Source organism: Superficieibacter electus (assembly GCF_002915575.1).
Classification (GTDB): domain Bacteria; phylum Pseudomonadota; class Gammaproteobacteria; order Enterobacterales; family Enterobacteriaceae; genus Superficieibacter; species Superficieibacter electus.
Map to the genome: position 1 here is coordinate 63,966 of NZ_PQGD01000005.1, position 22,666 is coordinate 86,631.

The following is a 22,666-nucleotide window of genomic DNA, read 5'->3' on the forward strand; positions in this document are numbered from 1 at the left end:
TAAAGCCATTCCCAACGACATGCGTAATAGTAGCTGTCTTTGTGGAAAACGTGACTTATTGCCTGTTGTTGCGGCTAACAATGCTGGTCTGACAGGTTATGATAACGACAACGTTTTCCGTTAATTCCTTAACAAGCGAGCCCTATGAACAGTACCGTTTACGATGCTTTTCGCTGTCTGAATCTGCTGGCCACCGGCTCCCGCCCCTACGGCATCCGGGAAATTGGCCGGATGCTGGATCTGGACCCGGCGAAGGTCACTCGCCTGATGCAAACCCTGCTGGTGCTGGAAATGGTGCAGCAAAATGCTAAACGCAAATACAGCCTCGGGATGGGCATACACCGTCTTTCTGCCAGCGCAATTCATAACTCGGCGTTTTACACCGCGGTACTGGAGATGCTGGAAGAAACCGGAAGTCATTCAGTGTCTATCGTGATCGGTGTGTTAAGCGGTAAGGAAGTGGTGTATTTACTGCATACGCGCGGCGGAAAAAGCATTGCCCGCGCGATTGGTAATTACGAATCTTTCCCGGTACGGGATTCGGTGATTGGTATTAAATTGCTCTCTACCATGAGTGATGAAGAAATTATTGAACGCCTCGGCATCCATGACTACCGTCTGCTGAAAAAAGATATTGATGAGGCCAGACATCATCAGGTCTTTGGCAAAGCGTATGGCCCTGATGATTATCGGCTGGCCTGTATTATTCCAGGAATGCAGGCGGCCATTGCACTGTCCAATATTCAGGGCGACCGGTTGAATATCGAGAGTCTGCGCCAGTTTTTAGTCTCTGCCGCCCGCAAAATCAGCGGGGAATCCTTCCCCGTCGTTCAGTAATGCCGCACAGCGCGCTGCGGTAACAGAAACGTGCTGGCCGGGGCGATAAAGCGATGAGCCAATCCCGACACTGTCATAATGACGTAAGTAGACTGCCGCATTACCACTATTCACCCCGCCTACTGCAGAGAACAGGGCCGGGGCAGAGAGCGGACCTTTTATTAACTGCGGAAAGTCTGGTGGCAGCGCGGCGGCGGGAAAGATTTTGAGGACGTCGACACCCAGTTCACAGGCGGTGAAAATTTCACTGGCGGTAAAGACGCCCGCGCAAACGCGCAGACCGCGACGCTGAGCGGCATCGACCACGCGCGGGTCAAGATTCGGCGTCAGAATAAAGGTCGCGCCTGCCGCAGCGCAGGTATCTACGTGCGCGGGTGTTAACACGGTTCCTGCGCCGGATTGCACGCTGTCGCCAAAGGCGGAGCGCACGCGTTGCAGGCTGATCGCCCAGTCGGGGGAGTTGGTGGTAATTTCCACCGTGGTGATGCCATGATCCCGCAGGCAGGCGACCTGCTCCACGCACTCCTGCGGCGTGATGCCCCGTAAAATCGCCACGATGCGTTCAGTGGTCATGGCGAAATACCTCATTGAGTCCGGCCACCAGCGCGGTTTCCGCCTCAAGCGTCATGCAGGCGAGATTGAGCGCCTCACAAGCCTTGCGATAGTGGCTCAGTAGCTCAGGGCTGCCAATAAAGCACACCGGGGCGTTACGTGGATGGCCTGTCAGAATTTCATGCCCAATGAGCAAGCCGGAAAGCCACGAACCGGCAGCAGAGGATTCCAGTTCGCCGAGAATATACCGGCCACGGCAGCGGAACAATTCGCTGACCAGGGCTTTCTCCTGACGGGCGATGGCCTGCGCCGTCGCCACGCCGTCGAGAAAAGCGGCGGGGGAGGCCATCTGCGCGGGCAGGCCTTTACCCACCACCGAATGATTCAGCACCAGGTGATAAAGTTCGCCGGTCATCAGCGTTTGCAGACTGTCAACGCGCTGCTGCTGGCGATCTACCGTCATCCATTTGCTGTGGGTGCCGACGGCGGCGAAGGTGGTGCTGTCACTCAGGGTAAGCGCGCCTGCCAGTTGCATCTCCTCGCCCCGGCAAATTTCGTTATTTCTGCGATCGCAGATGCCGGGGCGCAGCGTCAGCGGGTTGGGCAGAATGCCTTCCAGCGGCTGGCCTTTGCCGGTTAATGCCCGAAAGCTGAGCGGCAGCTCCTGGTATCCGGCGTCGGCGATGCCGATATTGCTGCCGATCATGCCGCACAGCAGCACGGGTAAATGTTCATCCCACGCCTCGCCAAGCCGAAGTAATTGCTCACGCAGGATCGCCGGAAGGCGTTCACGCTGGCACTTGCCCACGCCGCAGGTGTCCTGCACGATGCGGGTAACCTCACCATCGCGCACGCGCATGGCGCGAAAATTGCTGGTTCCCCAGTCAACGGCGATGTAATTCATCGGCTCCCCTCCAGCGCCGCCAGCGGCAGGGTATTGGTCAGATCGCGCAACTCTTCCCGCGTCACCTCGTCAATGCGTTTTGCTGGTTCGCGCACCACGTCGGTGGTAAATATCCCGGCCTGATGCAGCACCGTTTTATGCACTGCCACGCCGATGCCGGGCTGAACGCCGTAGCGCAGAAAGGGCAGATAGCGATAAAACAACGCCTGAGCCTCACGGCGATCGCGCTGCCAGGTGCGTAATAGGGCGTTAATGACATCAGGAAATTCACAGGCAGGCATGGTGCCGATAATACCCCGACGTAACTCTTCATACAGGAATCCGGCATTGAGGCCACCAAACAGGCCGACGCTGTCGCCGAGCGCCTTTTTCAGGGCGGTGATTTTTAGCGTGGTCGGCGGTTGTTCAACTTTAATGTATTTGATGGACGGAAAATCCTGGCACAATTTTACCAGCGTGGGGACGGGCAGAGTGACGCCGGTCATCAGCGGTGCATCCTGGATCATAATGTCGATATCGCAGGCATGACAGATATCGCGCCAGAAATGATAAATTTCTTCCGGCCCGGGTTTGACCACCGACGGCGGGTTAACCATCGCCACCTGCGCGCCCCAGCGCCGGACGCGCTGAATATCGTCAATCGCCACCGCAGAAGAGGCTCCACCTGCCGCGGCGACCAGCGGCAAATCGCCGGTCAGACGCTTCACGCAGGCAAACAGCGCCTCTTTCTCATCACCGGTCAGGGCATAGCCTTCGGAGGCATTGCCAAACAGTGCCAGCCCGTCCACGCCCTGAGCGAGCAAAAATGTCACCAGTCGTTCCATTGAGGCGAAATCCACGTCGCCATTGTCATCAAATGCCGTTGCCAGAATGGGCACATTACCTTTTAACATGTTGTCTCCATTAGCGATTCGCGAACGCGATCTTCGTTTATATCGATCCCCAGCCCGGCCGTCTGCGGCAGCTGATAATGTCCCTGCTCGCAGACCAGTGGCGTGTTAAGCAACTGATTGGCGATGGCAAAAACCGGCGGCTGGTACTCCAGCATAAAAAGATTGGGAATGGCGGCCGCCACGTGGATCGAGGCGGCGATGCACGGGCCTAATCCCACGCTCAAATGCGGCGCGACCTGTAAATTCCACGTTTCCGCCAGCGCGGCAATATGCATCAGCTCGCTGATACCGGTACGGCCCACGTCTGGCTGGAGGATGTCGGCAGCGCGCTGTTCAATACACGGCCTAACCTGGTAGCGGGTGCGCTCCGTTTCACCGAGGGCGACGGGAACCGGGCTTTTGGCGCGCAGCTCGCGGTGCCCGGCAATATCTTCCGGCAGCAGCGGCGCTTCGAGGAAGCCCAGCCCGAGCGGATGTAGCGCGTTGGCCAGATCCGCTGCCTGAGCGACGCTGTAATTCCAGTGGGCGTCGAGAAATATGTCCGCCTCCTCACCCAGCGTCTCGCGGATGGCGCGGACGTTGATAATGTCCTCTTTTACGCCATAGCCCAGCGCCAGTTTCACCGCTGTAAAGCCTTTTTCCTGCCAGCGTTTTGCCAGCGCGCAGCGGGCGGCGAGGTCGGGTTCCGGCAGGCCAGACACATAGCATGGAACGTTGTTGCGGTACGCGCCGCCCAACAATTGATATACCGGCTGATTGAGGATTTTGCCTTTGAGATCCCACAACGCGATATCCACTGCCGCAAGGGCGTCAATGTGATACCCGGTAATGTGTCCGCGATCGCGCATGGCGTCATACATCCTCGAATTCAGCACCGCGCTGGAGAAGGGCGACTGCCCCTTCAGAAGCGGCGCGAACAGGTGGGTAATTAATTCAGCAATTACCTGCGGTACTACTGGTGCCAGCGCTTCCCCCCAGCCAACATGACCCTCGTCGGTGGTGATTTTGACAAGGCAGGTTTCCATCTTGCGCGAATAAACGCAGCGGTATTCAGGACGGTAGTAATAGTCCGTTTTTTCTTCATTCGTCTTGCCGCCCAAATACACCTGTTCTGGTGTGATCCTGAGAGGAAAGCATTCAACATGGCTGATTTTCATCACAACTCCCGGTCACGTTAATCAAGAATTTTTCCGGCGGTTTCTTTAGCGAACCACACGGCAATGAAAGAGATGAGCGCGGTGATCATCACGTACCACGCCGGAGAGAGAGGATCGCCACTCCAGGAAATCAGGCTTGCTGAGGCCAACGGCGTGACGCCACCAAATACCGCGACCGTCAGGTTATAGGCAATCGCAATGCCGCCGTAGCGGATCGCGGTCGGGAATAGTTCGACCATCGCCGCGCCGCACCCACCGTTAAACATGGCAACGAAAACGCCGAGCATACTCATGGCGGCAATGGCGTTAACCACCGAGCCCTGGCTCATCACCAGCATCGCCGGCCAGGTCAGAAGAATAAACCCGCCGCAGCCCATCAGCATCAGCGGGCGTCGTCCCCAGCGGTCAGAAAGATAGCCGGTGAGCGGCATGCAGATCGCCACGCTCAGCAATCCCAGGGTAGTAATGAGATAAGAATCGGTCCGGCTGTAGTGCAGATGTGTGGACAAATAGCCCGGCATAAAGGATTGCAGCACCCAACTGCTTACCGCTTTGACCACCACAAAACCGGTACAGAACAGCAGCGCGCGCATGGAGGTCGAGAGCGTTTTGCGCAGCGGCGATTTTTCCAGTTTGCCGCTGGCTTTCAGCTTATGAAATTCTGCTGAGTCTTCCATATTGCGCCGCATATACAATCCACCAAGGCCCAGTGGAGCCGCCAGCAGGAACGGTATTCGCCAGCCCCAGTCGTTCATCGCCGCTTCTCCCAGCATATGCGTCAGGAAAAGCACCAGCCCGGAACCGCAGACAAACGCCATAAAACTGAAGTTCTCGCTCCAGCAGGTCAAAGTGGCCCGCCGCTTCGGCGAGGCGCTTTCTGCCAGATAGGTGATCACGCCCGAGCTTTCGCCGCCCGCGGCGAAACCCTGTACCAGGCGTGTCAGCACCAGCAGGATGGGCGCGAGAATACCGACCTGCTGCCAGGTGGGCAGAATGCCCATGACGAAGGTGGAGATCGAGGTAATGACGATCACGGTCACCAGCACTTTGCGCCGTCCCAGCCGGTCGCCCATCGAGCCGAAGAACAGTCCGCCCAGCGGACGCATCAGGAAGCCTGAGCCAAAGACGGCGAAGGATTTTAATAACGCCACCGCCGGATCGCTGCTGACGAAAAAGTTACTGGCGATGATGGCGGCCAGCGTGCCGTAAAGGCCGAAGTCGAACCATTCAATAAAATGGCCGACGCCCGCTGACATCATGATCTTTGCGGTGCGTCTGGCCGGGACCTTCTGCTGCCCGGCAGCATCGTCTCCGGCGTAGTGAATGCCTGTTTGTTGCATGTTACCTCCCGGTAAGCAGGGTAGCCGTCGGTGTGATGTTTGTTGTTATCAGTACGCTGAGTGTAGGGATTGCTTTCATGCTGGCGAATGCGGTGGCGGGTTGCGTGAGGCTTATCAAAGATTGGCGGGTTAAAATGCTTCATATAGTGAAACATTCACCCGATAGATTGTTTTTACCCACAAGTGGTAACAATTATTGCGTCATTTTGCGTTATGTTATATTGTAACAATAAATATCAACATTACCTCGAGGGGTCTATTTTGGCGGTTCATTATAAAACTCTGGCGATTACACTTGGCGCGCTGCTGTTCAGCGGCCAGGCACTCTCCCATGCACACCATTCACACGGTAAACCATTAAGTGAAATGGAGCAGAAAGCGGCAGAAGGCGTTTTTGATGATAAAGACGTGAAAGATCGCAACTTGTCCGACTGGGAAGGCGTGTGGCAGTCGGTCTATCCGCTGCTGGTGAGCGGCGAACTGGACCCGGTTTTTAAAAAGAAAGCGGAGAAAGACAAGAGCAAGAGCGTTGATGAGATCAAAGAGTATTACCGCAAGGGCTATAAGACTGATGTACAGACCATCGGTATTGAAAACGGTGTGATGGAATTTCACGTCGGCGACAACGTTAGCTCCTGCAAGTACGACTATGCCGGGCATAAGATCCTGACCTATACCTCCGGTAAGAAAGGCGTGCGTTATCTGTTTGAGTGTAAAGATACCAACAGTGGTGCGCCAAAGTACGTTCAGTTCAGCGATCATACGATCGCACCGCGCCAGTCGGCTCACTATCATATCTTTATGGGCAATACCTCTCAGGAGGCCTTGCTGAAAGAGATGGATAACTGGCCGACATACTACCCGTACCAGTTAACCAATGAGCAGGTGGTTGACGAGATGCTGCACCACTAATATCGAAAACCCTGTGCCTGTGGGCACAGGGTTAGCGCTCGTAGCTATCATTATTGTCGCATGTCGCCGTGGGCGCGCTGACCTGTACATGGTTAAATACCAGGGAGTTAACGCCCGAAATTTTACCAAACTCAGTCGCGGCAATGGTAATGGATGACAGCGTGAGCGCCTCAATGGGCCGCTGCGGATAACCCTCAATAAAGAACGCACGTGAGAAAACTGCCTCGTCTGAACGGCAGGCGGAAATATGCTCCAGCGTCAGACGTGATACCCGCGTTAAACCTGCCTCGCCGTCAACGCCCTGCGCCAGTTTCTGCCAGTGCCGCGGTTTGTCCGCCAGATGACCTTTGTCACCGTAGCTGTATTGAGGAAACCAGTTTAGCTGGATCATCACCGGGAAAGTGACGTCGGTGAGCGTCAGGTGACGCACCGTAATATCGCGGATAAACCCGCCACGATTGCGCGCCGATTTTATCCGAAAGCCGACGCCAGTACCGTTAAAGCGATTATGTTCAATCAGCACCCGCTCAATGCCGCCGGAAGTTTCGCTACCCAGCGTAATACCGGAGCCTTTATTAAGCTGGCAGTGGCGAATGATAATATCGCGCGCGACAATACCGCGCTCCGCAGCTTCTTTGCCCCGACCGGCTTTTATACAGATATTGTCATCATTGCAGGACACTACGCACTTTTCCACCCGCACCTGCTCGCACGAATCAATATCAATACCGTCGGTGCTGGGACCGGCAGAATTGGCAATCTGTACGCCGGTCACGGCAATATGCGACGAATAACACAGGTGGAGATTCCAGAATCCGGATTCGCGGCTGGTTATCTCGTTAATGGTAATATTTTTACTGTGATAAACCACGATATTGCGCGGCCGCTGGCAGTCATAATCCACTACCCAGCGCAGCCCCCGGGCGCTGTAGTCTGCCAGCATACCGCTTTGCTGGTCCGCACCCCAGAAGCGATGCCACCAGACAGTACCCTGCCCATCAATTGTCCCGGGGCCGTAAATTTGCACATCCTGGCAGTGATTGACGTTAATTATTCCGGCAGGCCAGATCATATCAATGCCAGCAACGCGGGTTTCAATCAATGGATAATCAATGAGTTGCTGACTACCCAACAGTACTGCGCCTTGCGAAAGATAAAGTGATAATCCGCTCTTGAGAAATAAAGCACCGGTTAAAAAACGACCGGCAGGAATAACGAGCGTATCGCCGGGTTGCGCCTCTTCTATCATGCGCTGAATGAGATCGGTGACGGGATACTGCCCGTCAGAAAACGTGCTGCTGTTATCAAGCGTAAACTGCGCCATACGCGTCCTGTGAGCCGATAAATAAATACCGTTTTAGCGAATTACTGGCGAAAAAACCTTTATCTGATGGACATGGATAGGGAAAGACTGGCAAAAAATCGTTGGCGCAGGCAGCGTGAGCCATCCGCCTGAGAGGGAGTAGTCCGGCAAAAAAAGGACCACCCTGAGGCAGTCCCTGTAGAAACGTTATGCGTAAATTATTTACGTGCGAGCAGGAAGCCCAGCACCACGCCAACGGCACCCGCAATAGCCAGTCCGCCCAGTGGGTTAGACGAAACCTGGTCACGAACAGTATCTGCCGCGTCACGTACCGCATAGCCTGCCTGCGATGCGTATTTGCGCGTCGCACCTTTAATAGTGTCATCGTGGCTATCCGTTGCGCGACCAAATACTTCCTGAGCTTTACCCGCGGCTTCATTTACTTTGTTTTCTGCTTTCTCAAACATGTCAGGCTCCTTAGGTACGTGTGTAATGTAAGTATAGGTGCCCTTCAGACGCCGTGTGGCAAGTCCGGAAAATTCTCATCGCCTCGTTTATTGCAGGGGAAGGGATGCTCCCGGCGCATTGCATGGTTGCCAGCGTTTTGCCAGCAGGCCCAGTCCGCTGCACAGCAGGTAATACACCACGCCAGTGAAGATAAAAATCGCGGTGGGGTAGATTTGCACCCGATTATTAACCTGTCCTGCCACAGTGGTCAGTTCCGGCACGTTGACGATAAATGCCAGCGAGGTATCTTTCAGCAGGCTGATAAAAATGCCGACCAGCGAAGGCTGAACGTTGTGTAATACCTGCGGCAATAAAATCAGTCTTAATGTCTGGCCCGGCGTAAAACCCTGCGTTTGCGCCGCCTCATACTGCCCGGCCGGCAGCGCCTCCAGCCCGGCAAGTACCGAGTGCATCACCGAGGCGGCGGTAAACCATGCCAGTGCCAGCGTGACGGTTAATGCGCCAGGCAAGTCGCTACCCGTCAGCATCGGCAGCAGATACCACAGCCAGAATATGACGAAAATCAGCGGAATGCCGCGAATCAACTCGGCCCATAAGAACAGTACTCGCCGCACCACTCCCGGATAACGCCAGGCGGCACAGGCCAGCGCGATACCGCCTGGCAGGGCGAGCAACCCAGCGCCCAGCGCCATCAGCAGGGTCAGTACCACGCCGCCAGGCTGGCCGTCAGCCAGTCGCCCCCACAGCAAATAATCGAGGTTATCCGTAATTACGGTAATGTTTGCCAGCATCAGGCATTCCTTCTTTTTACTGCCGCGCGCGCATGCTTTGGCCCAAGACGGACAAAGATCGCCCCGGCAACCAACCCGGTCACCAGATACAGCACCGTACCGACGGCAAAGGCTTCCAGCGCGTGAGCGTTATAGCTTTCAATCTGCCGCACCTGATAGGTCAGCTCGGCAAAGCCAATTCCGCTTGCCAGCGAAGAGAGTTTCATCAGGTTCAGGTATTGTCCGATAATGGGCTGCCAGGCATTAGCCAGCCCTTGCGGCAGCAGGATCAGCCGGAAAAGTCGCCACGTGGAAAACCCCTGCGCCAGCGCCGCTTCACGCTGGCCGCTGGCTACCGCGCGCAGGCCAGATTCGATCTCTTCAATCAAAAACGCGGAGGTAAACACCCCCAGCCCCCATGCAGAACAGATAAACTCTGGTGTCAGCCACCAGACGTCGCCCGGCAGAATTGACCAGCGATGATCGGCATTGATGACGTCGCGAAACGCCAGCGGCAACAGATTCCAGGCGGCGAAATACCAGAACAAGAGTTGCACCAGCAGTGGCGTATTACGAAACAACGAAACCCACGCAGCCACCAGTGCGCGACCAATGCGTCCACCCGCCAGCCGCAGGGCCAGAAAAAGAATCGCTAATAATGTCGCCAGCAGGATGCCAGCCACCGTCACCCATAACGTGGTAAGAAAACCGGAAATGATCCACTGCAGAGGCTGCCCGGTCAGTACCCCCTGCCAGTCCAGTAGTTGAGTCACTCCGGGCGCTCCTGATGCAGCGGATCGAGCACTTTTTGCAGGAAGCGCCGCGCGCGAGGATGGCGTGGCCGGGTAAAGAATTCTGCGGGTGGGGCGACCTCACAAATTTCACCGCCATCAATAAACACGACCCGGTCGGCAATCTCCCTGGCAAACTGCATTTCATGGGTGACGACAATCATGGTAATGCCACTGTGCGCGAGGCTTTTCATGACGTACAGCACTTCGCCTATCATCTCCGGGTCCAGCGCTGATGTCGGTTCATCAAACAGAATAATTTGTGGCGAAGAGGCGAGGGCGCGGGCGATGGCCACGCGCTGTTGCTGGCCACCGGAAAGCTGTGAGGGCATATGCTGCGCTTTATCCGCCAGTCCGACCTGATGCAGCAGTTCCAGCGCGCGCGTGCTGGCCTCGGCTTTCTTCCAGCCGTGGACCGCCTCCAGCGCCAGGGTGATGTTCTGTACCGCGTTAAGATGGGCATACAGATTAAATTGCTGGAACACAAACCCTACCCGGCTGCGAAGCTGGCGCAGCGCGCGCCCCTGTAGCTGACGCGTGGATTTGTTGTCGATCAGAATATCGCCGCCGCTTAATGACTCGAGCTGATTGATCAGACGGATCAGCGTGGATTTCCCGGAGCCGGAAGGGCCGAGGATCGCCACCACTTCGCCGGGATTGATCGTTAAATTAATACCGTTTAATACGCGATGATCGCCAAAGGCTTTCACCACATCGCGAAATTCAACGCTGGCATTTTCCAGACGCGAAAAATCCGCAGACCCGGCTGCGGATTGGGAACGTAAACCTGACAACATATTACTTTGCTTCGATAGTAAAAGAACGTGGCTGTGGCGTTTTGGTGGAAGGACCAAACCAGGTGTCGTAAATTTTGGCGGCCTCGCCGTTTTTCTCCAGATTGACCAGCTCATCGTTCACCGCTTTCAGCAGCGCCGTTTCGCCTTTTTTCACCCCTACGCCGATCTCTTCTTTACTCAGCAGATCCGGCAGGATCTTAAACTTCGCTTTGTCTGGTGCTTCGGCCAGCAGGCCCGCAAGGATGGTACTGTCCTGAGTAATTGCCTGAACGTTGCCATTACGCAGGGCGGTCAGCGCCAGCGGAATGTCGTCATACGCCAGCACGCGAGCCTGCGGGTAACGCTGGTGCAGCGCTTGTTCGCCGGTAGTGCCTTTTACTGCGCCGATACGTGCGCGGCTGTACTCGTCCAGTTTATCCGGCGATGTTGCCGGGACCAGGAATTGCTGTCCGGTGACAAAGTACGGCGTCGAGAAATCCACCACCTGCGCGCGTTCCGGGGTAATCGTGATATCGGCGACAATCAAATCCGCTTTGCCGGATTGCAGCAACGGAATCCGGTTCGCCGGGTTGGTCGCCACCAGTTCAAGCTTCACGCCAAGCGATTTTGCCAGCGCTTTGGCAAAGTCCACGTCATAGCCTACGATCTCATGGCTTTTCGGGTCCACTGAACCAAATGGTGGATTTGCGTCAAAGGTGGCCACTTTGACCACGCCTGCGGCTTTGATATCTGCCAGTTGATCGGCATGCGCGGCTGTGCCCAGTGTCAGCAGCCCGATGGTCAGCGCCAGTGTTTTAAATGTGTGTAGTTGATGTGCCATAGATTCCTCTGCCTGCCCTGTTTTTGTTTTGTAGCGCTACGCTCCCACAATGTTTCACCGCCGACAAAGAAGAAAAAGTTCTTATCTATATCAGAAAAACTATAAGTAAAAGCGTTGTTATCAACAGGTAAATTGAATGAGTGATTTATTGCGTCAGCGCCTGGCGCAGATCGGCGATCAAATCCTGCGGGTCTTCAATACCTACAGACAGGCGAATCAGTTGCGGCGTAATGCCGTTAGCCAGCCGTTGCTCAAGGGGGATTGAGGCATGGGTCATACTGAAAGGCTGGCTGACCAGGCTTTCCACACCGCCCAGGCTTTCGGCCAGAGTAAAAAGCTTAAGTTTCTTGATAATGGCTGCCGCGAGCTGTTCATCGCCTTTCACCACAATGGAGATCATCCCACCTGCCTGTGACATCTGCCTGCGTGCCAGTGCGAAATGCGGATGCGATTCCAGACCCGGATACCAGACTTTTTCAATCTGGGGCTGCTGCTCAAGCCAGCGGGCCAGCGTTAGCGCATTGCTGCTATGACGCTCAATACGCAGCGCCAGCGTGCGGATGCCACGCAGCGTCAGGAAGCTACTGAACGGATCGAGCACGCCGCCGATGGCGTTTTGCAGGTAGCCGAGCTGTTTGGCCAGTTCAGGATTATCGCCAACCACTACCAGTCCGGCGACCACATCGGAATGGCCGTTGAGATATTTGGTTGCAGAATGGACCACGATATCAAAACCCTGCTCCAGCGGACGTTGTAGAATCGGTGAGGCAAAAGTATTGTCCGCCACGCTAATCAGATGATGGCGTTTGGCGATGGCGGCAATCGCTTCCAGATCGGCCAGTTTCAGCAGGGGATTGGTCGGCGTTTCCACCCAGATCATTCGGGTTTCCGGGCGGATCGCGGCTTCGATCGCCTGCAGATCGTCTGGTTTCACCCAGCTTACCTGCAATCCTGCGCTGCGGCGGCGCACGTTTTCGATCAGGCGATATGTGCCGCCGTAGACATCGTCCACCGCCACAATGTGACTCTCTTTATCAAGCAGTTCGAGTACGGTCGCGATACCCGCCAGCCCGGAGGCAAAGGCATAGCCGCGGCTACCGCCTTCCAGCTCGGCAATAGAAGCCTCCAGCGCGTCGCGGGTTGGGTTGCCGCTGCGCGAGTATTCGTAGCCGGTATGCTGCCCGGGCGCAGGCTGAGCAAAGGTTGAAGTGGCATAAATCGGCGGCATGACCGCACCATGCTGGTCATTAAATGCGCCGCTGTGAACACTCAGTGTGGCAAGGTTTTTCATATCAGATCCCTATTACGACAGGCGATTACGCCAGGTAGTTAAGACATCGCTACGGGTCACCAGACCCATAAAACGATGGTTATCGACAACAATTGCGACCAGACCGCGATCGAAAATAGACTTCAGGGCACTTTCCGGCGCATGGCGATCGATGATTTCAACCTCGCGGGTCATTGCTTCCTGCACTGGCAGGGCAAAACGCTTTCTGTCGCCTTCGACATGACTGATTAAATCCCATTCATCAATAATTCCGACCACCGCGTTGTTATCCAGTACCGGAAGCTGGGAGATATCGTACAGACGCATACGGGCAAGAACGGTAGCCAGCGTATCGTCCGGCGTGGCGGTGACGGTGGCACCTTCATCGTGGCGCAGGGCGATAAAATCGCTAAGATCGCCTACCTGTGGACGAGAGAGGAGCCCCTGCTGGCGCATCCAGTCGTCATTGAACATTTTGGAGAGATATTTATTGCCGCTATCACAGGCAAAAGTTACAACGCGCTTTGGCGTAGCTTGAGACTGACAATAGCGCAGCGCAGCGGTCAGCAGCGTACCGGTAGAGGAGCCGGCCAGTACGCCCTCTATTTTGAGTAAGTCGCGAACAGTGGTAAACGCTTCGCCATCGGTTACCCGCCACGCCTGCTTAACTCCCTCCAGATGAGAGAGTGGGGGAATAAAATCCTCACCAATGCCTTCGACCAGCCAGGAGCCAGCGTCCTTATAACGACCATTTTCTACCTGATCGGCAAGAATAGACCCGGCCGGGTCAGCCAGCACAAATTCCGTGTGCGGAGAATGTTCGGCGAACCACGCCTGAAGCCCGCCGAGGGTACCACCGGAACCCACGCCGACTACGATGGCGTCAATACGCCCGTCAAGCTGATCATACAGTTCCGGCGCGGTAGTGGTGGCATGGGCCAGCGGATTGGCAGCATTGTTAAACTGATCGATATAAAACGCGCCAGGAGTATCATCCGCCAGCTGGCGGGCGTAATCCTGGTAATAGGCCGGGTGCCCTTTACCGACATCAGAACGGGTGAGCAAAACCTGTGCGCCCAGCGCGCGCAGATGAAAGATTTTTTCGCGGCTCATTTTGTCCGGGACCACCAGTACCAGCGAATAACCTTTCTGCGCAGCAATCAGTGCCAGACCGAGGCCGGTGTTGCCTGCGGTCGCTTCGATAATGGTGCCGCCGGGTTTAAGTAGGCCTTTTCTCTCCGCTTCGGCAACCATCGACAACGCCACGCGATCTTTAATGGAGCCGCCGGGGTTCTGATTTTCCAGCTTTAGAAACAGTTCGCATGGTCCGCTATCCAGCTTATGTAGCTGGAGTAGGGGCGTATTACCGATTAAATCGGTGACAGAATGAAAAACGGTCATTGTATTCCACCAGAGACTATGAACATGGCGGAATAGTAGATGCGTCAAAAACCTCGGCTAAAGAATTATTCTCTGTGTTTTATGCACAAAAGTAATATAAACAACGCTTTAGCCATCAGGAAGCAAAGCCGTGTGGGAGTGTTTACGGATGGATGGCTAACCACAACGGAAGAATGCGCTTCGCAGCAGCATCCGTTTCTTCGTCTACGCAGATGTTATTCAGGACGCGCATATGCTTTGCCGAATTCTCTCTTAGCCAGCGGAGCCGTAGAAATCGTGCTATAGCGTTTTTTGTTATAACTAATATCAATCAGTTTGTTTAAAACATAATTTACACTGATTACTATCATATGGACGTCCATACTGCTAAACTGCCGTTCGCATCACAACTACGCAACAGATAAGAAGCATCGGGTAACCTTATAAGATGATTTTACTCAGGAATATTTCGAAGATTTTTGATCACGGTAAGACGCCCGTCGTCGCTGTGGACAGCGTGGATTTAACCATCGAACAAGGGCAGATTTACGGCATTATTGGTTACAGTGGCGCGGGGAAAAGTACGCTAATCCGCCTGCTCAACGGGCTGGAAAAACCCACTTCGGGGAGTGTGACCATTAATGGTCATGAGATCTCCTCAGCGAAAGGCGAGGCTTTGCGTCAGGCGCGCCTGAAGATCAGCATGGTGTTCCAGCACTTTAATTTGCTGTGGTCGCGCACCGTGCGGGAAAACATTGCTTTTTCGATGCAAATTGCTGGTGCACCTAAAGCGCAAATTCGAGCCCGCGTTGCGGAACTGATCGAACTGGTCGGGCTTACTGGCCGGGAAGAGGCTTATCCTTCTCAGCTCAGCGGCGGGCAAAAGCAGCGTGTCGGCATCGCCCGTGCGCTGGCCAATAGCCCGGATGTGCTGCTGTGTGATGAAGCCACGTCGGCGCTGGACCCGCAGACCACCGACCAGATCCTCGATCTGCTGCTGGATATTAACCGCCGTTTTAAGCTGACCATTGTGCTGATCACCCACGAAATGCATGTGGTCAGAAAAATTTGTGACCGCGTGGCGGTGATGGAAAACGGCAAAGTGGTGGAAGAGGGCGAAGTGCTGGACGTCTTTACCCGCCCGCAACAGCCGATCACCCGCCAGTTTGTGCGTCAGGTAAGCCAGTATAAAGAAGAGGAAGCCTTTAACCCGGATTTGACCCGCGATCTGGACGGCGCAGTGATCAAACTCACTTTTACTGGCTTAAACACCCATCAGCCGGTCGTTGGCGAACTGACGCTGCGCTATGGCCTGCCGTTTAATATTCTGCACGGCAAAATGTCGCAGACCGCCCACGGCGTTTTTGGGCAATTATGGCTTCACGTTATTGCAAACCAGGGTCAACTGAACAATATCCTCGCGGATTTGCGCAACGGCGGTATTGAATGCGAGGTGATTAAACATGCTTGATCAACTGTTACCCCATCTGAAATGGGAACAACTGTGGGCGGCAACCCAGGAAACGCTGTATATGACGGCGCTCTCCGGGATCGCGACCTTTGTGTTGGGGATTATTCTTGGGCTGGCACTGTTTCTGACCGCCCGCGGCGGGCTGTTTCAGAACCGGATTCTGTATAGCGTGATTTCCATTATCGTGAACGTGTTCCGCTCCATTCCGTTCATTATCTTAATCGTTCTGCTGATCCCGTTTACCAAAACGATCGTGGGCACCATTCTCGGTGCCAATGCGGCGCTGCCGGCACTGATTGTGGGCGCGGCTCCGTTTTACGCGCGGCTGGTCGAGATAGCCCTGCGGGAAGTGGATAAAGGCGTTATTGAAGCTACCCGCTCAATGGGCGCGCGACTGAGCACGTTGATTTTTCGGGTTTTACTGCCGGAGTCCTCTCCTGCACTGGTGTCAGGCATTACGGTGACACTGATTGCGCTGGTCAGCTACAGCGCGATGGCAGGCGTGATTGGCGCAGGCGGATTAGGGAATCTTGCTTATCTGGAAGGATTCCAGCGCAACCATAGCGACGTCACGCTGGTGGCGACGGTGACTATTTTGATCGTCGTCTTCATCATCCAGTTCTGCGGCGACGTTATTACCTCTCTGTTAGACAAACGCTAATAATTACGGAAACCAACATCATGACAAAAACACTGACACTGATCGCCGCAGCAACCTTAAGTGCCATGAGTTTCGCCTCCTGGGCGGATATCCTCACCGTCGGCGCATCCAACGTGCCGCATGCAGAAATTCTGGAGCAGGCTAAACCGATCCTCGCGAAAGAGGGTATCGATCTGGAAATCAAACCGTTCCAGGACTACATTCTGCCAAACACTGCGCTGGCCAGCGGCGACATTGATGCTAACTACTTCCAGCACATTCCTTATCTGAATAGCGTGCTGAAAGACCATGCGGGTGATAAGACGTTTGATTTCGTCAGCGCTGGCGCGATCCACATTGAGCCTATCGGTATCTACTCTAAAAAATACAAATCGCTGAAAGACCTGCCGCAGGGCGCAAAAGTCATCATGCGTGATGCAGTGTCTGAAGAAGGGCGTATTCTGTCTATTTTCGAAAAAGAAGGTGTGATCAAACTGAAGCCGGGCGTGGATAAAGTTAACGCGCGCATCAGCGACATCGTAGAAAACCCGAAAAAATTGCAGTTCCAGCCGAACGTAGAAGCCGCGCTGCTGCCGCAGATGTATAACAATGACGAAGGCGATGCGGTAGTGATTAACGCTAACTACGCCATCGACGCCGGTCTGGACCCGGTTCACGATCCTATTGCAGTAGAAAGCGGTGAGAACAACCCGTATGCCAACATCATTACCGTACACCGCGGCGACGAGAAGAAAAAAGATATCGTTGAGTTGGTGAAGGTACTGCACTCAAAAGAGATTCAGGACTGGATACGTACCAAATATAAAGGTGCGGTGATCCCGGTTAATAACTGATTGCGCGACGCCATCCGCTGTAAAAGCGGATGGCGGTTTATCAGCGTTCACGTAAGGCAACGCTTCCCACCTGCATGACTTATTCCTTTTCCGCCCGCCTGCTGTAGGCTTGTGCAAGCGAAGCGCCGCCAGGCAAGGTCACCCACCGGCGTGACTTATCCCTTTTCCGTCCACCAGCTGTAGGCCTGTGCAAGCGAAGCGCCGCCAGGCAAGGCACTCCGGCGTTACAATATTTTCTTTTCTGCCAAATCCAGCGCGAAATAGCTGAAAATCAAATCCGCACCGGCTCGTTTGATCGCCCCCAGACTTTCCAGCACTACTTTCTGCTCGTCGATGGCACCCGCCTGCGCCGCAAACTTAATCATCGCGTATTCGCCGCTGACCTGATAAGCACCCAGAGGTAAATCGGTGCGCTCGCGGATATCGCGCAAAATATCCAGATAGGCCCCTGCGGGTTTAACCATCAGACAATCTGCGCCCTGAGATTCGTCGAGCAGCGACTCGCGAATCGCCTCCCGACGGTTCATCGGATTCATCTGGTAAGTTTTACGGTCGCCTTTCAATGCGGTTCCGGCGGCTTCACGGAACGGGCCATAAAAAGAAGACGCGAATTTGGTGGAATAGGACATGATCGCGGTATCAAAGAACCCGGCGGCATCCAGCGCCTGACGAATGGCCTGAACCTGGCCGTCCATTGCCGCGGACGGGGCAATAAAGTCTGCACCTGCAGCAGCTGCTACCACCGCCTGCTTGCCAAGATTAGCAAGGGTGGCGTCGTTATCCACGCCGTGCTCGCAAAGTACGCCGCAGTGACCGTGCGAGGTATATTCGCAAAAACAGGTGTCAGACATCACAATCATTTCCGGCACTGCCTGTTTGCAGATGCGCGACATGCGTGCCACCAGCCCATCTTCTTTCCAGGCATCACTGCCGGTCGCGTCGGTGTGGTGGGAAATCCCAAAGGTCATTACCGAGCGAATACCCGCATTAGCGATACGTTCAATTTCGCGTGCCAGGTGTTTCTCGGGAATGCGCATCACGCCCGGCATCGCCTCAATGGCTTTGTACTCATCAAGTTCTTCTTCAACAAAGATCGGCAACACCAGGTCGTTCAAACTTAGTGTTGTCTCTTCAAACATGGCGCGCAACGCCGGAGACTTGCGCAGGCGACGGGGGCGAGTGATTAAATCGGTCATGATATGCCTGATGTTTGTGAAATATAATGTTATTGTACCTGAATTATCACTATTGTGTTTTACTAAAGTTGCGATTAACTGCAAAAGGGGGGTTATCAGACATAAATATAGCAGTAAAAACCTTTTTACATATTTATGGTGAATGTTGATTCCTATTTAGATGATATTTTTATATAAATAATTTGATGACAGTGCAGGAGCGATTTCCCGGAGTTTTGATACCACCAGTGGCAATGAGAAATCTCTCTCTTTGGCGTGATCAATAGTCGCTTTCCTATTATTTGGTTTATGAATAGCAATCATTTATTTATGTCGATTATGATTAACGGCTTAATTATAACGTTGTTCAAGTTATTGTTTTTAAAGTATTTTATTAATGACTTTAGAAAATCTTAAAGGGTTATTTAATGATTTTAAAATATTAAATGTCTGTTTTCGGACTTTTGGCAAAGATTAATTGAACCTTCTACCGCTAAAACCGCATAATTCGGGCTGCAATGTAACATTACTGATTTTGATTGCATTAATAATTGATGGACCAACTAGATTACGTCCCTGAGGAGGGATGACAAATGCAAACCTGGAAAAAGAAACTGGTAGTATCTCAATTAGCATTGGCCTGCACTTTGGCGATCGCTTCTCAGGCAAATGCGGCGACTTATGATACCTGGGGGTATCACGATAATCCTACGACCGAGCTTGACTGGTCCAATATGGATGCCATGGGTTCTGATGGTAACTATGTTACCTATGATGGCTTTGTTTATTACAACAATGCGAGTGGCGATTTTGATCAGAACTTTAACGGTGATACCGTTAACGGCACAATCTCTACCTATTACCTGAACCACGATTATACTGATGGTACAAATGGTAATGCCAATGAGCTGAATATCGCTAATTCAGTGATTCATGGCTCAATCACTTCAATGTTACCTATGGGGACTAGCAGTGATGGTTCTTGGGTTTATCAGTATTCCGAGTACAATACCGACAACACTAATAGAGTAATTGATCAGAACTGGCATGATGGCGATGTGTTCACTTTGAACATTTCTAACTCTATCGTTGATGATGATTATGAAGGGTTGTACTTCACTGATACCTATCAAGACGGTGATGTCACAAAAACAAAATATGAAACATTCTATACCACAGCTGGTGAAGGTTACCAGTATGCAGAATTGTTTGAGAATGGCGGAGTTGGTATTGGCCTTGCAGTGAACCTTGATGTAGAAAGCAACATCAATGTTTCAAATAATTCTCATATTGCTGGCATTAGTCTGGCTCAGGGCAATACTACTAACGACGCCTATACAACTGAATCTCATTCCTGGGATAATAACATTAATGTTGTTGATTCCACTGTGACTTCTGGTTCAGTATCATGGGATGAAAATGGCAGCGCAGAATATCATTTTGGTAATTCTGATGAGCCAAGTGATTATAGTGGCGATAATCATAATCCGAATGATATTGCATTATCATTCATCGATAGTAGCGCTTCTGATTATCGCATGGTAAACACTGCAACATTCACCAATTCCGAATTGCTGGGTGACGTTTACTTCCAGAGTACCTGGAATAATAATTTCTACCCTGAAAAACATTTAGTAGACGGCACTACGGATACCTGGACCAATGGTGGCTGGGCTGATGATGACCAGAACGTTGATCATCTAACCTTGACGCTGAACCATAGCAAATGGGTAGGTGCGGCATACGCTAATACTAAGGAGTTAACATCTAATAACATCGTTGATGTTGCTCCCAACAGTTTAGACCCTGATGCAGAATATGATTATAATCGTGATGCATGGGGTCGTATCAACAACGCTGAAACCTTCCAGAGTGGTATCTTTGACGTTGTGCTGAACAACGGTTCAGAGTGGGACACCACCAAAGATTCGCTGATTGATACCTTGGCAATCAACAGCGGTTCTCAGGTCAATGTTGCAGATACTTCTACACTGACCTCTGATAGCATTGTACTGAAAGACGGTTCTGCAATGAATATCAGTGAAGGTGGTGCCGTAAGCACGGATAACCTGACCATTGATTCTTATAGTACTGTAACACTGTCTGATGAAGTTTCTGCTTCATGGAGTGGAAATCAGGAAGCTCTGTATGCCAACCATATCACCGTAACCAACGGTGGCGTACTGGATGTTCAGACAAGCAATACCGGCGCTTCAAGCGTCTTTGATACTGACACTCTGAATCTGACCAGTGGCGACGTTGCTCATAGCAGTGATTATGTTAACTCAGGTGTATTCAACATCCATAGCAATGACTATGTGCTGAACGCTGACTTGGTCAACAATCGTACTAACGATAAAACTCAGGCTAACTACGGTTACGGTACTATCGCGATGAACTCCGATGGCCACCTGACGGTAAATGGTAACGGTAATCTGACAACAGATTATGCAGATGAAGTTGATGGTACCGATGACGTTTATAGCGATGCTAACGACAACGTTGTAGCCGCAACCGGTAACTACAAAGTTCGTATCGACGACGCCACCGGTGCTGGCTCTATCGCTGACTACAAAGGTAAAGAAATCATCTATGTTGATGATATCAACACCAATGCTACCTTCAGCGCTGCTAACAAAGCTGACCTGGGTGCTTACACCTATCAGGCACAGCAACAGGGCAACACCGTTGTTCTGCAGCAGATGGAACTGACCGACTATGCGAACATGGCTCTGAGCATTCCTTCTGCAAACACCAACATCTGGAACCTGCAACAGGATACTCTGTCTACCCGTCTGACCAGCGCTCGTCATGGCTTTGACGACAACGGTGGCGCATGGGTGAGCTACTTCGGTGGTAGCTTCAGTGCTGACAACGACACGATCAACTACGATCAAGACGTTAACGGCATCATGGTCGGTATTGATACCAAAATTGATGGTAACAACGCTAAGTGGATCGTTGGTGCGGCAGCTGCCCTTGCTAAAGGCGATATGAGCGACCGTACGGGTCAGGTAGATCAGGACAGCCAGTCTGCCTACATCTACTCTTCAGCTCGCTTCGCAAACGACATCTTTGTTGATGGCAACCTGAGCTACAGCCGTTTCGACAACGACCTGACTGCTAACATGAGCAACGGTGCGTATGTTGATGGTAACACCACTGCTGATGCATGGGGCTTTGGCCTGAAACTGGGTTATGACTGGAAAGTTAACGACGCTGGTTACGTAACTCCGTACGCTAGCATCAATGGCCTGTTCCAGTCTGGTGACAGCTATCGTCTGAGCAACGACGCTAACGTCGGTGGTCAGGATTACGACAGCCTGCGTTATGAAGCGGGTGTGGATGCCGGTTATACCTTCAACTACGGTGACCAGGCGATGACGCCGTACTTCAAACTGGCTTACGTATACGACGACTCTGATAACGATTCCGACTTCAATGGTGATAACATTGATAACGGCGTTAAAGGTTCTGCGGTACGTGTTGGTGTGGGCAGCCAGTTCAGCTTCACCAAAAACTTCAGTGCTAACACCGGTGTTACCTATGTTGGCGGCGGCGATGTTGACCAGGATTGGGCAGCAAGCGCTGGTGTTAAATACACCTGGTAATCCCGAAGTAAGGGGAGGCAACTCCCCTGTTTTAACTTTTGTCTCAATGCCTGTCATGGATATGACGGGCATTTTTCGCAAGGAAGGCTTAGAAATGACAACCCCATGTAAACCGCTTAACGAATTTAGTGTGCTTGATAAACACCTGTCTTTACACGGCACTCGTTTCACATGTCACGAAGGTGAACCATTTCCTTTTTCTGACGAGCAAACACACAACTATACGATTGTTTTTCAAAGGGGAATTATTTCGTTAAGCCGTAAATACAACGATATTTTGCTGGGCTTTGCCAGCGCACCTTTCATTGTTGGCCTGTCGGCTGACGCGATCGAAAACGCCAGTGATTATGTCCTGCAAGCGGAAAGCGAATGCAGCGGCTATTACTTGCCTGCATCAGAAACGCTCTCGATTCTGGAAAAAGAAGGGATATGGCGAGAAGCCTTTTACTGGCTCACCTGGCAACACCGGATGCTGGAAAAGCGCGATATGCACCTTGTCGGCACCAGTAACTATAACCAGATCCGCTCGACACTGTTAACCATGGCGCAATGGGATGAGACTTTGCGCTCGCGGATAGGGGTCATCAACTACATCCAACGACGTACCCGCGTCTCCCGCTCCGTCATTGCTGAGGTACTTTCAGCCCTGCGTCGCGGAAGCTACATACAAATGCATAAAGGCAAACTGGTCAATGTTAACCGCCTGCCTTATGACTATTAA

Annotated in this window: 21 protein-coding genes; 7 read left to right on the plus strand and 14 right to left on the minus strand. The window is 52.9% G+C overall.

What is annotated here, in order from left to right:
- Positions 1-144 precede the first annotated feature (144 nt).
- On the plus strand, positions 145-837 hold the full coding sequence (locus CHU32_RS07100; protein WP_103674819.1) for a helix-turn-helix domain-containing protein: 693 nt from the start codon (positions 145-147) through the stop codon (positions 835-837).
- Here the strand turns inward: CHU32_RS07100 and CHU32_RS07105 are convergent.
- Genes CHU32_RS07105 through CHU32_RS07125 form a run of 5 tightly spaced genes read right to left on the minus strand, consistent with a single transcriptional unit; the run spans position 784 to position 5,602 of the window.
- The gene (locus CHU32_RS07105) at positions 784-1,410 is read right to left on the minus strand and encodes a beta/alpha barrel domain-containing protein (RefSeq protein ID WP_103674820.1); all 627 of its coding nucleotides are present in this window, start codon (positions 1,408-1,410) and stop codon (positions 784-786) included. The two genes, CHU32_RS07100 and CHU32_RS07105, sit on opposite strands and share 54 nt — an antisense overlap.
- The gene (locus CHU32_RS07110; RefSeq protein WP_103674821.1) at positions 1,400-2,293 is read right to left on the minus strand and encodes a 2-dehydro-3-deoxygalactonokinase; all 894 of its coding nucleotides are present in this window, start codon (positions 2,291-2,293) and stop codon (positions 1,400-1,402) included. Before CHU32_RS07110 ends, CHU32_RS07105 begins: the two co-directional genes overlap by 11 nt.
- Entirely contained in the window at positions 2,290-3,186 is an 897-nt protein-coding gene (locus tag CHU32_RS07115; protein ID WP_103674822.1) for a dihydrodipicolinate synthase family protein, read from the minus strand. The genes CHU32_RS07110 and CHU32_RS07115 overlap by 4 nt, the downstream gene beginning before the upstream one ends.
- Entirely contained in the window at positions 3,180-4,343 is a 1,164-nt protein-coding gene (locus CHU32_RS07120; protein WP_103750817.1) for a mandelate racemase/muconate lactonizing enzyme family protein, read from the minus strand. The genes CHU32_RS07115 and CHU32_RS07120 overlap by 7 nt, the downstream gene beginning before the upstream one ends.
- A gap of 17 nt (positions 4,344-4,360) precedes the next feature.
- Entirely contained in the window at positions 4,361-5,602 is a 1,242-nt protein-coding gene (locus CHU32_RS07125; RefSeq protein WP_103675048.1) for an MFS transporter, read from the minus strand.
- A 342-nt stretch (positions 5,603-5,944) separates the two neighbouring features.
- Here CHU32_RS07125 and zinT point away from each other — a divergent pair, with 342 nt between their 5' ends.
- Positions 5,945-6,595: a metal-binding protein ZinT gene (gene zinT / locus CHU32_RS07130; protein WP_103674824.1), complete on the plus strand. Its 651-nt coding sequence runs from the start codon at positions 5,945-5,947 to the stop codon at positions 6,593-6,595.
- 31 nt (positions 6,596-6,626) lie between these two features.
- Here the strand turns inward: zinT and CHU32_RS07135 are convergent, their stop codons facing one another.
- From CHU32_RS07135 to CHU32_RS07170, 8 genes are all read right to left on the minus strand, one after another.
- Entirely contained in the window at positions 6,627-7,919 is a 1,293-nt protein-coding gene (locus CHU32_RS07135) for a glycoside hydrolase family 28 protein (RefSeq protein ID WP_103674825.1), read from the minus strand.
- 197 nt (positions 7,920-8,116) lie between these two features.
- Positions 8,117-8,365, minus strand: coding sequence for a glycine zipper domain-containing protein (locus CHU32_RS07140; RefSeq protein WP_103674826.1), 249 nt, complete (start codon positions 8,363-8,365; stop codon positions 8,117-8,119).
- A gap of 87 nt (positions 8,366-8,452) precedes the next feature.
- Positions 8,453-9,157 carry an amino acid ABC transporter permease gene (locus tag CHU32_RS07145; protein WP_103674827.1) on the minus strand — a complete coding sequence of 235 codons (705 nt, stop codon included), beginning with the start codon at positions 9,155-9,157 and terminating at the stop codon, positions 8,453-8,455.
- Complete coding sequence (locus tag CHU32_RS07150) at positions 9,157-9,909, minus strand: amino acid ABC transporter permease (protein ID WP_103674828.1); 753 nt, start codon at positions 9,907-9,909, stop codon at positions 9,157-9,159. Before CHU32_RS07150 ends, CHU32_RS07145 begins: the two co-directional genes overlap by 1 nt.
- Complete coding sequence (locus CHU32_RS07155) at positions 9,906-10,724, minus strand: amino acid ABC transporter ATP-binding protein (RefSeq protein WP_103674829.1); 819 nt, start codon at positions 10,722-10,724, stop codon at positions 9,906-9,908. The genes CHU32_RS07150 and CHU32_RS07155 overlap by 4 nt, the downstream gene beginning before the upstream one ends.
- Before the next feature lies 1 nt (position 10,725).
- Positions 10,726-11,544, minus strand: coding sequence for an ABC transporter substrate-binding protein (locus tag CHU32_RS07160; RefSeq protein WP_103674830.1), 819 nt, complete (start codon positions 11,542-11,544; stop codon positions 10,726-10,728).
- 145 nt (positions 11,545-11,689) lie between these two features.
- Positions 11,690-12,835: a trans-sulfuration enzyme family protein gene (locus CHU32_RS07165; protein ID WP_103674831.1), complete on the minus strand. Its 1,146-nt coding sequence runs from the start codon at positions 12,833-12,835 to the stop codon at positions 11,690-11,692.
- Positions 12,836-12,847: 12 nt separating this feature from the next.
- Complete coding sequence (locus CHU32_RS07170; protein ID WP_103674832.1) at positions 12,848-14,215, minus strand: pyridoxal-phosphate dependent enzyme; 1,368 nt, start codon at positions 14,213-14,215, stop codon at positions 12,848-12,850.
- A 427-nt stretch (positions 14,216-14,642) separates the two neighbouring features.
- On the opposite strand from CHU32_RS07170, the gene CHU32_RS07175 reads away from it, so the two are divergent.
- Genes CHU32_RS07175 through CHU32_RS07185 form a run of 3 tightly spaced genes read left to right on the plus strand, consistent with a single transcriptional unit; the run spans position 14,643 to position 17,159 of the window.
- Positions 14,643-15,665, plus strand: coding sequence for a methionine ABC transporter ATP-binding protein (locus CHU32_RS07175; protein ID WP_103674833.1), 1,023 nt, complete (start codon positions 14,643-14,645; stop codon positions 15,663-15,665).
- Complete coding sequence (locus CHU32_RS07180) at positions 15,658-16,326, plus strand: methionine ABC transporter permease (RefSeq protein ID WP_103674834.1); 669 nt, start codon at positions 15,658-15,660, stop codon at positions 16,324-16,326. Before CHU32_RS07175 ends, CHU32_RS07180 begins: the two co-directional genes overlap by 8 nt.
- Before the next feature lie 20 nt (positions 16,327-16,346).
- Complete coding sequence (locus tag CHU32_RS07185; RefSeq protein ID WP_103674835.1) at positions 16,347-17,159, plus strand: MetQ/NlpA family ABC transporter substrate-binding protein; 813 nt, start codon at positions 16,347-16,349, stop codon at positions 17,157-17,159.
- A gap of 224 nt (positions 17,160-17,383) precedes the next feature.
- Here the strand turns inward: CHU32_RS07185 and hemB are convergent, their stop codons facing one another.
- Entirely contained in the window at positions 17,384-18,355 is a 972-nt protein-coding gene (hemB, locus tag CHU32_RS07190) for a porphobilinogen synthase (protein WP_103674836.1), read from the minus strand.
- 572 nt (positions 18,356-18,927) lie between these two features.
- Between hemB and CHU32_RS07195 the strand changes: the two genes are divergently transcribed.
- A complete protein-coding gene (locus tag CHU32_RS07195; RefSeq protein WP_103674837.1) occupies positions 18,928-21,945 on the plus strand; it encodes an autotransporter outer membrane beta-barrel domain-containing protein in 3,018 nt (1,005 codons plus the stop codon).
- Between the two features lie 94 nt (positions 21,946-22,039).
- A complete protein-coding gene (locus CHU32_RS07200; protein ID WP_103675049.1) occupies positions 22,040-22,666 on the plus strand; it encodes a helix-turn-helix domain-containing protein in 627 nt (208 codons plus the stop codon).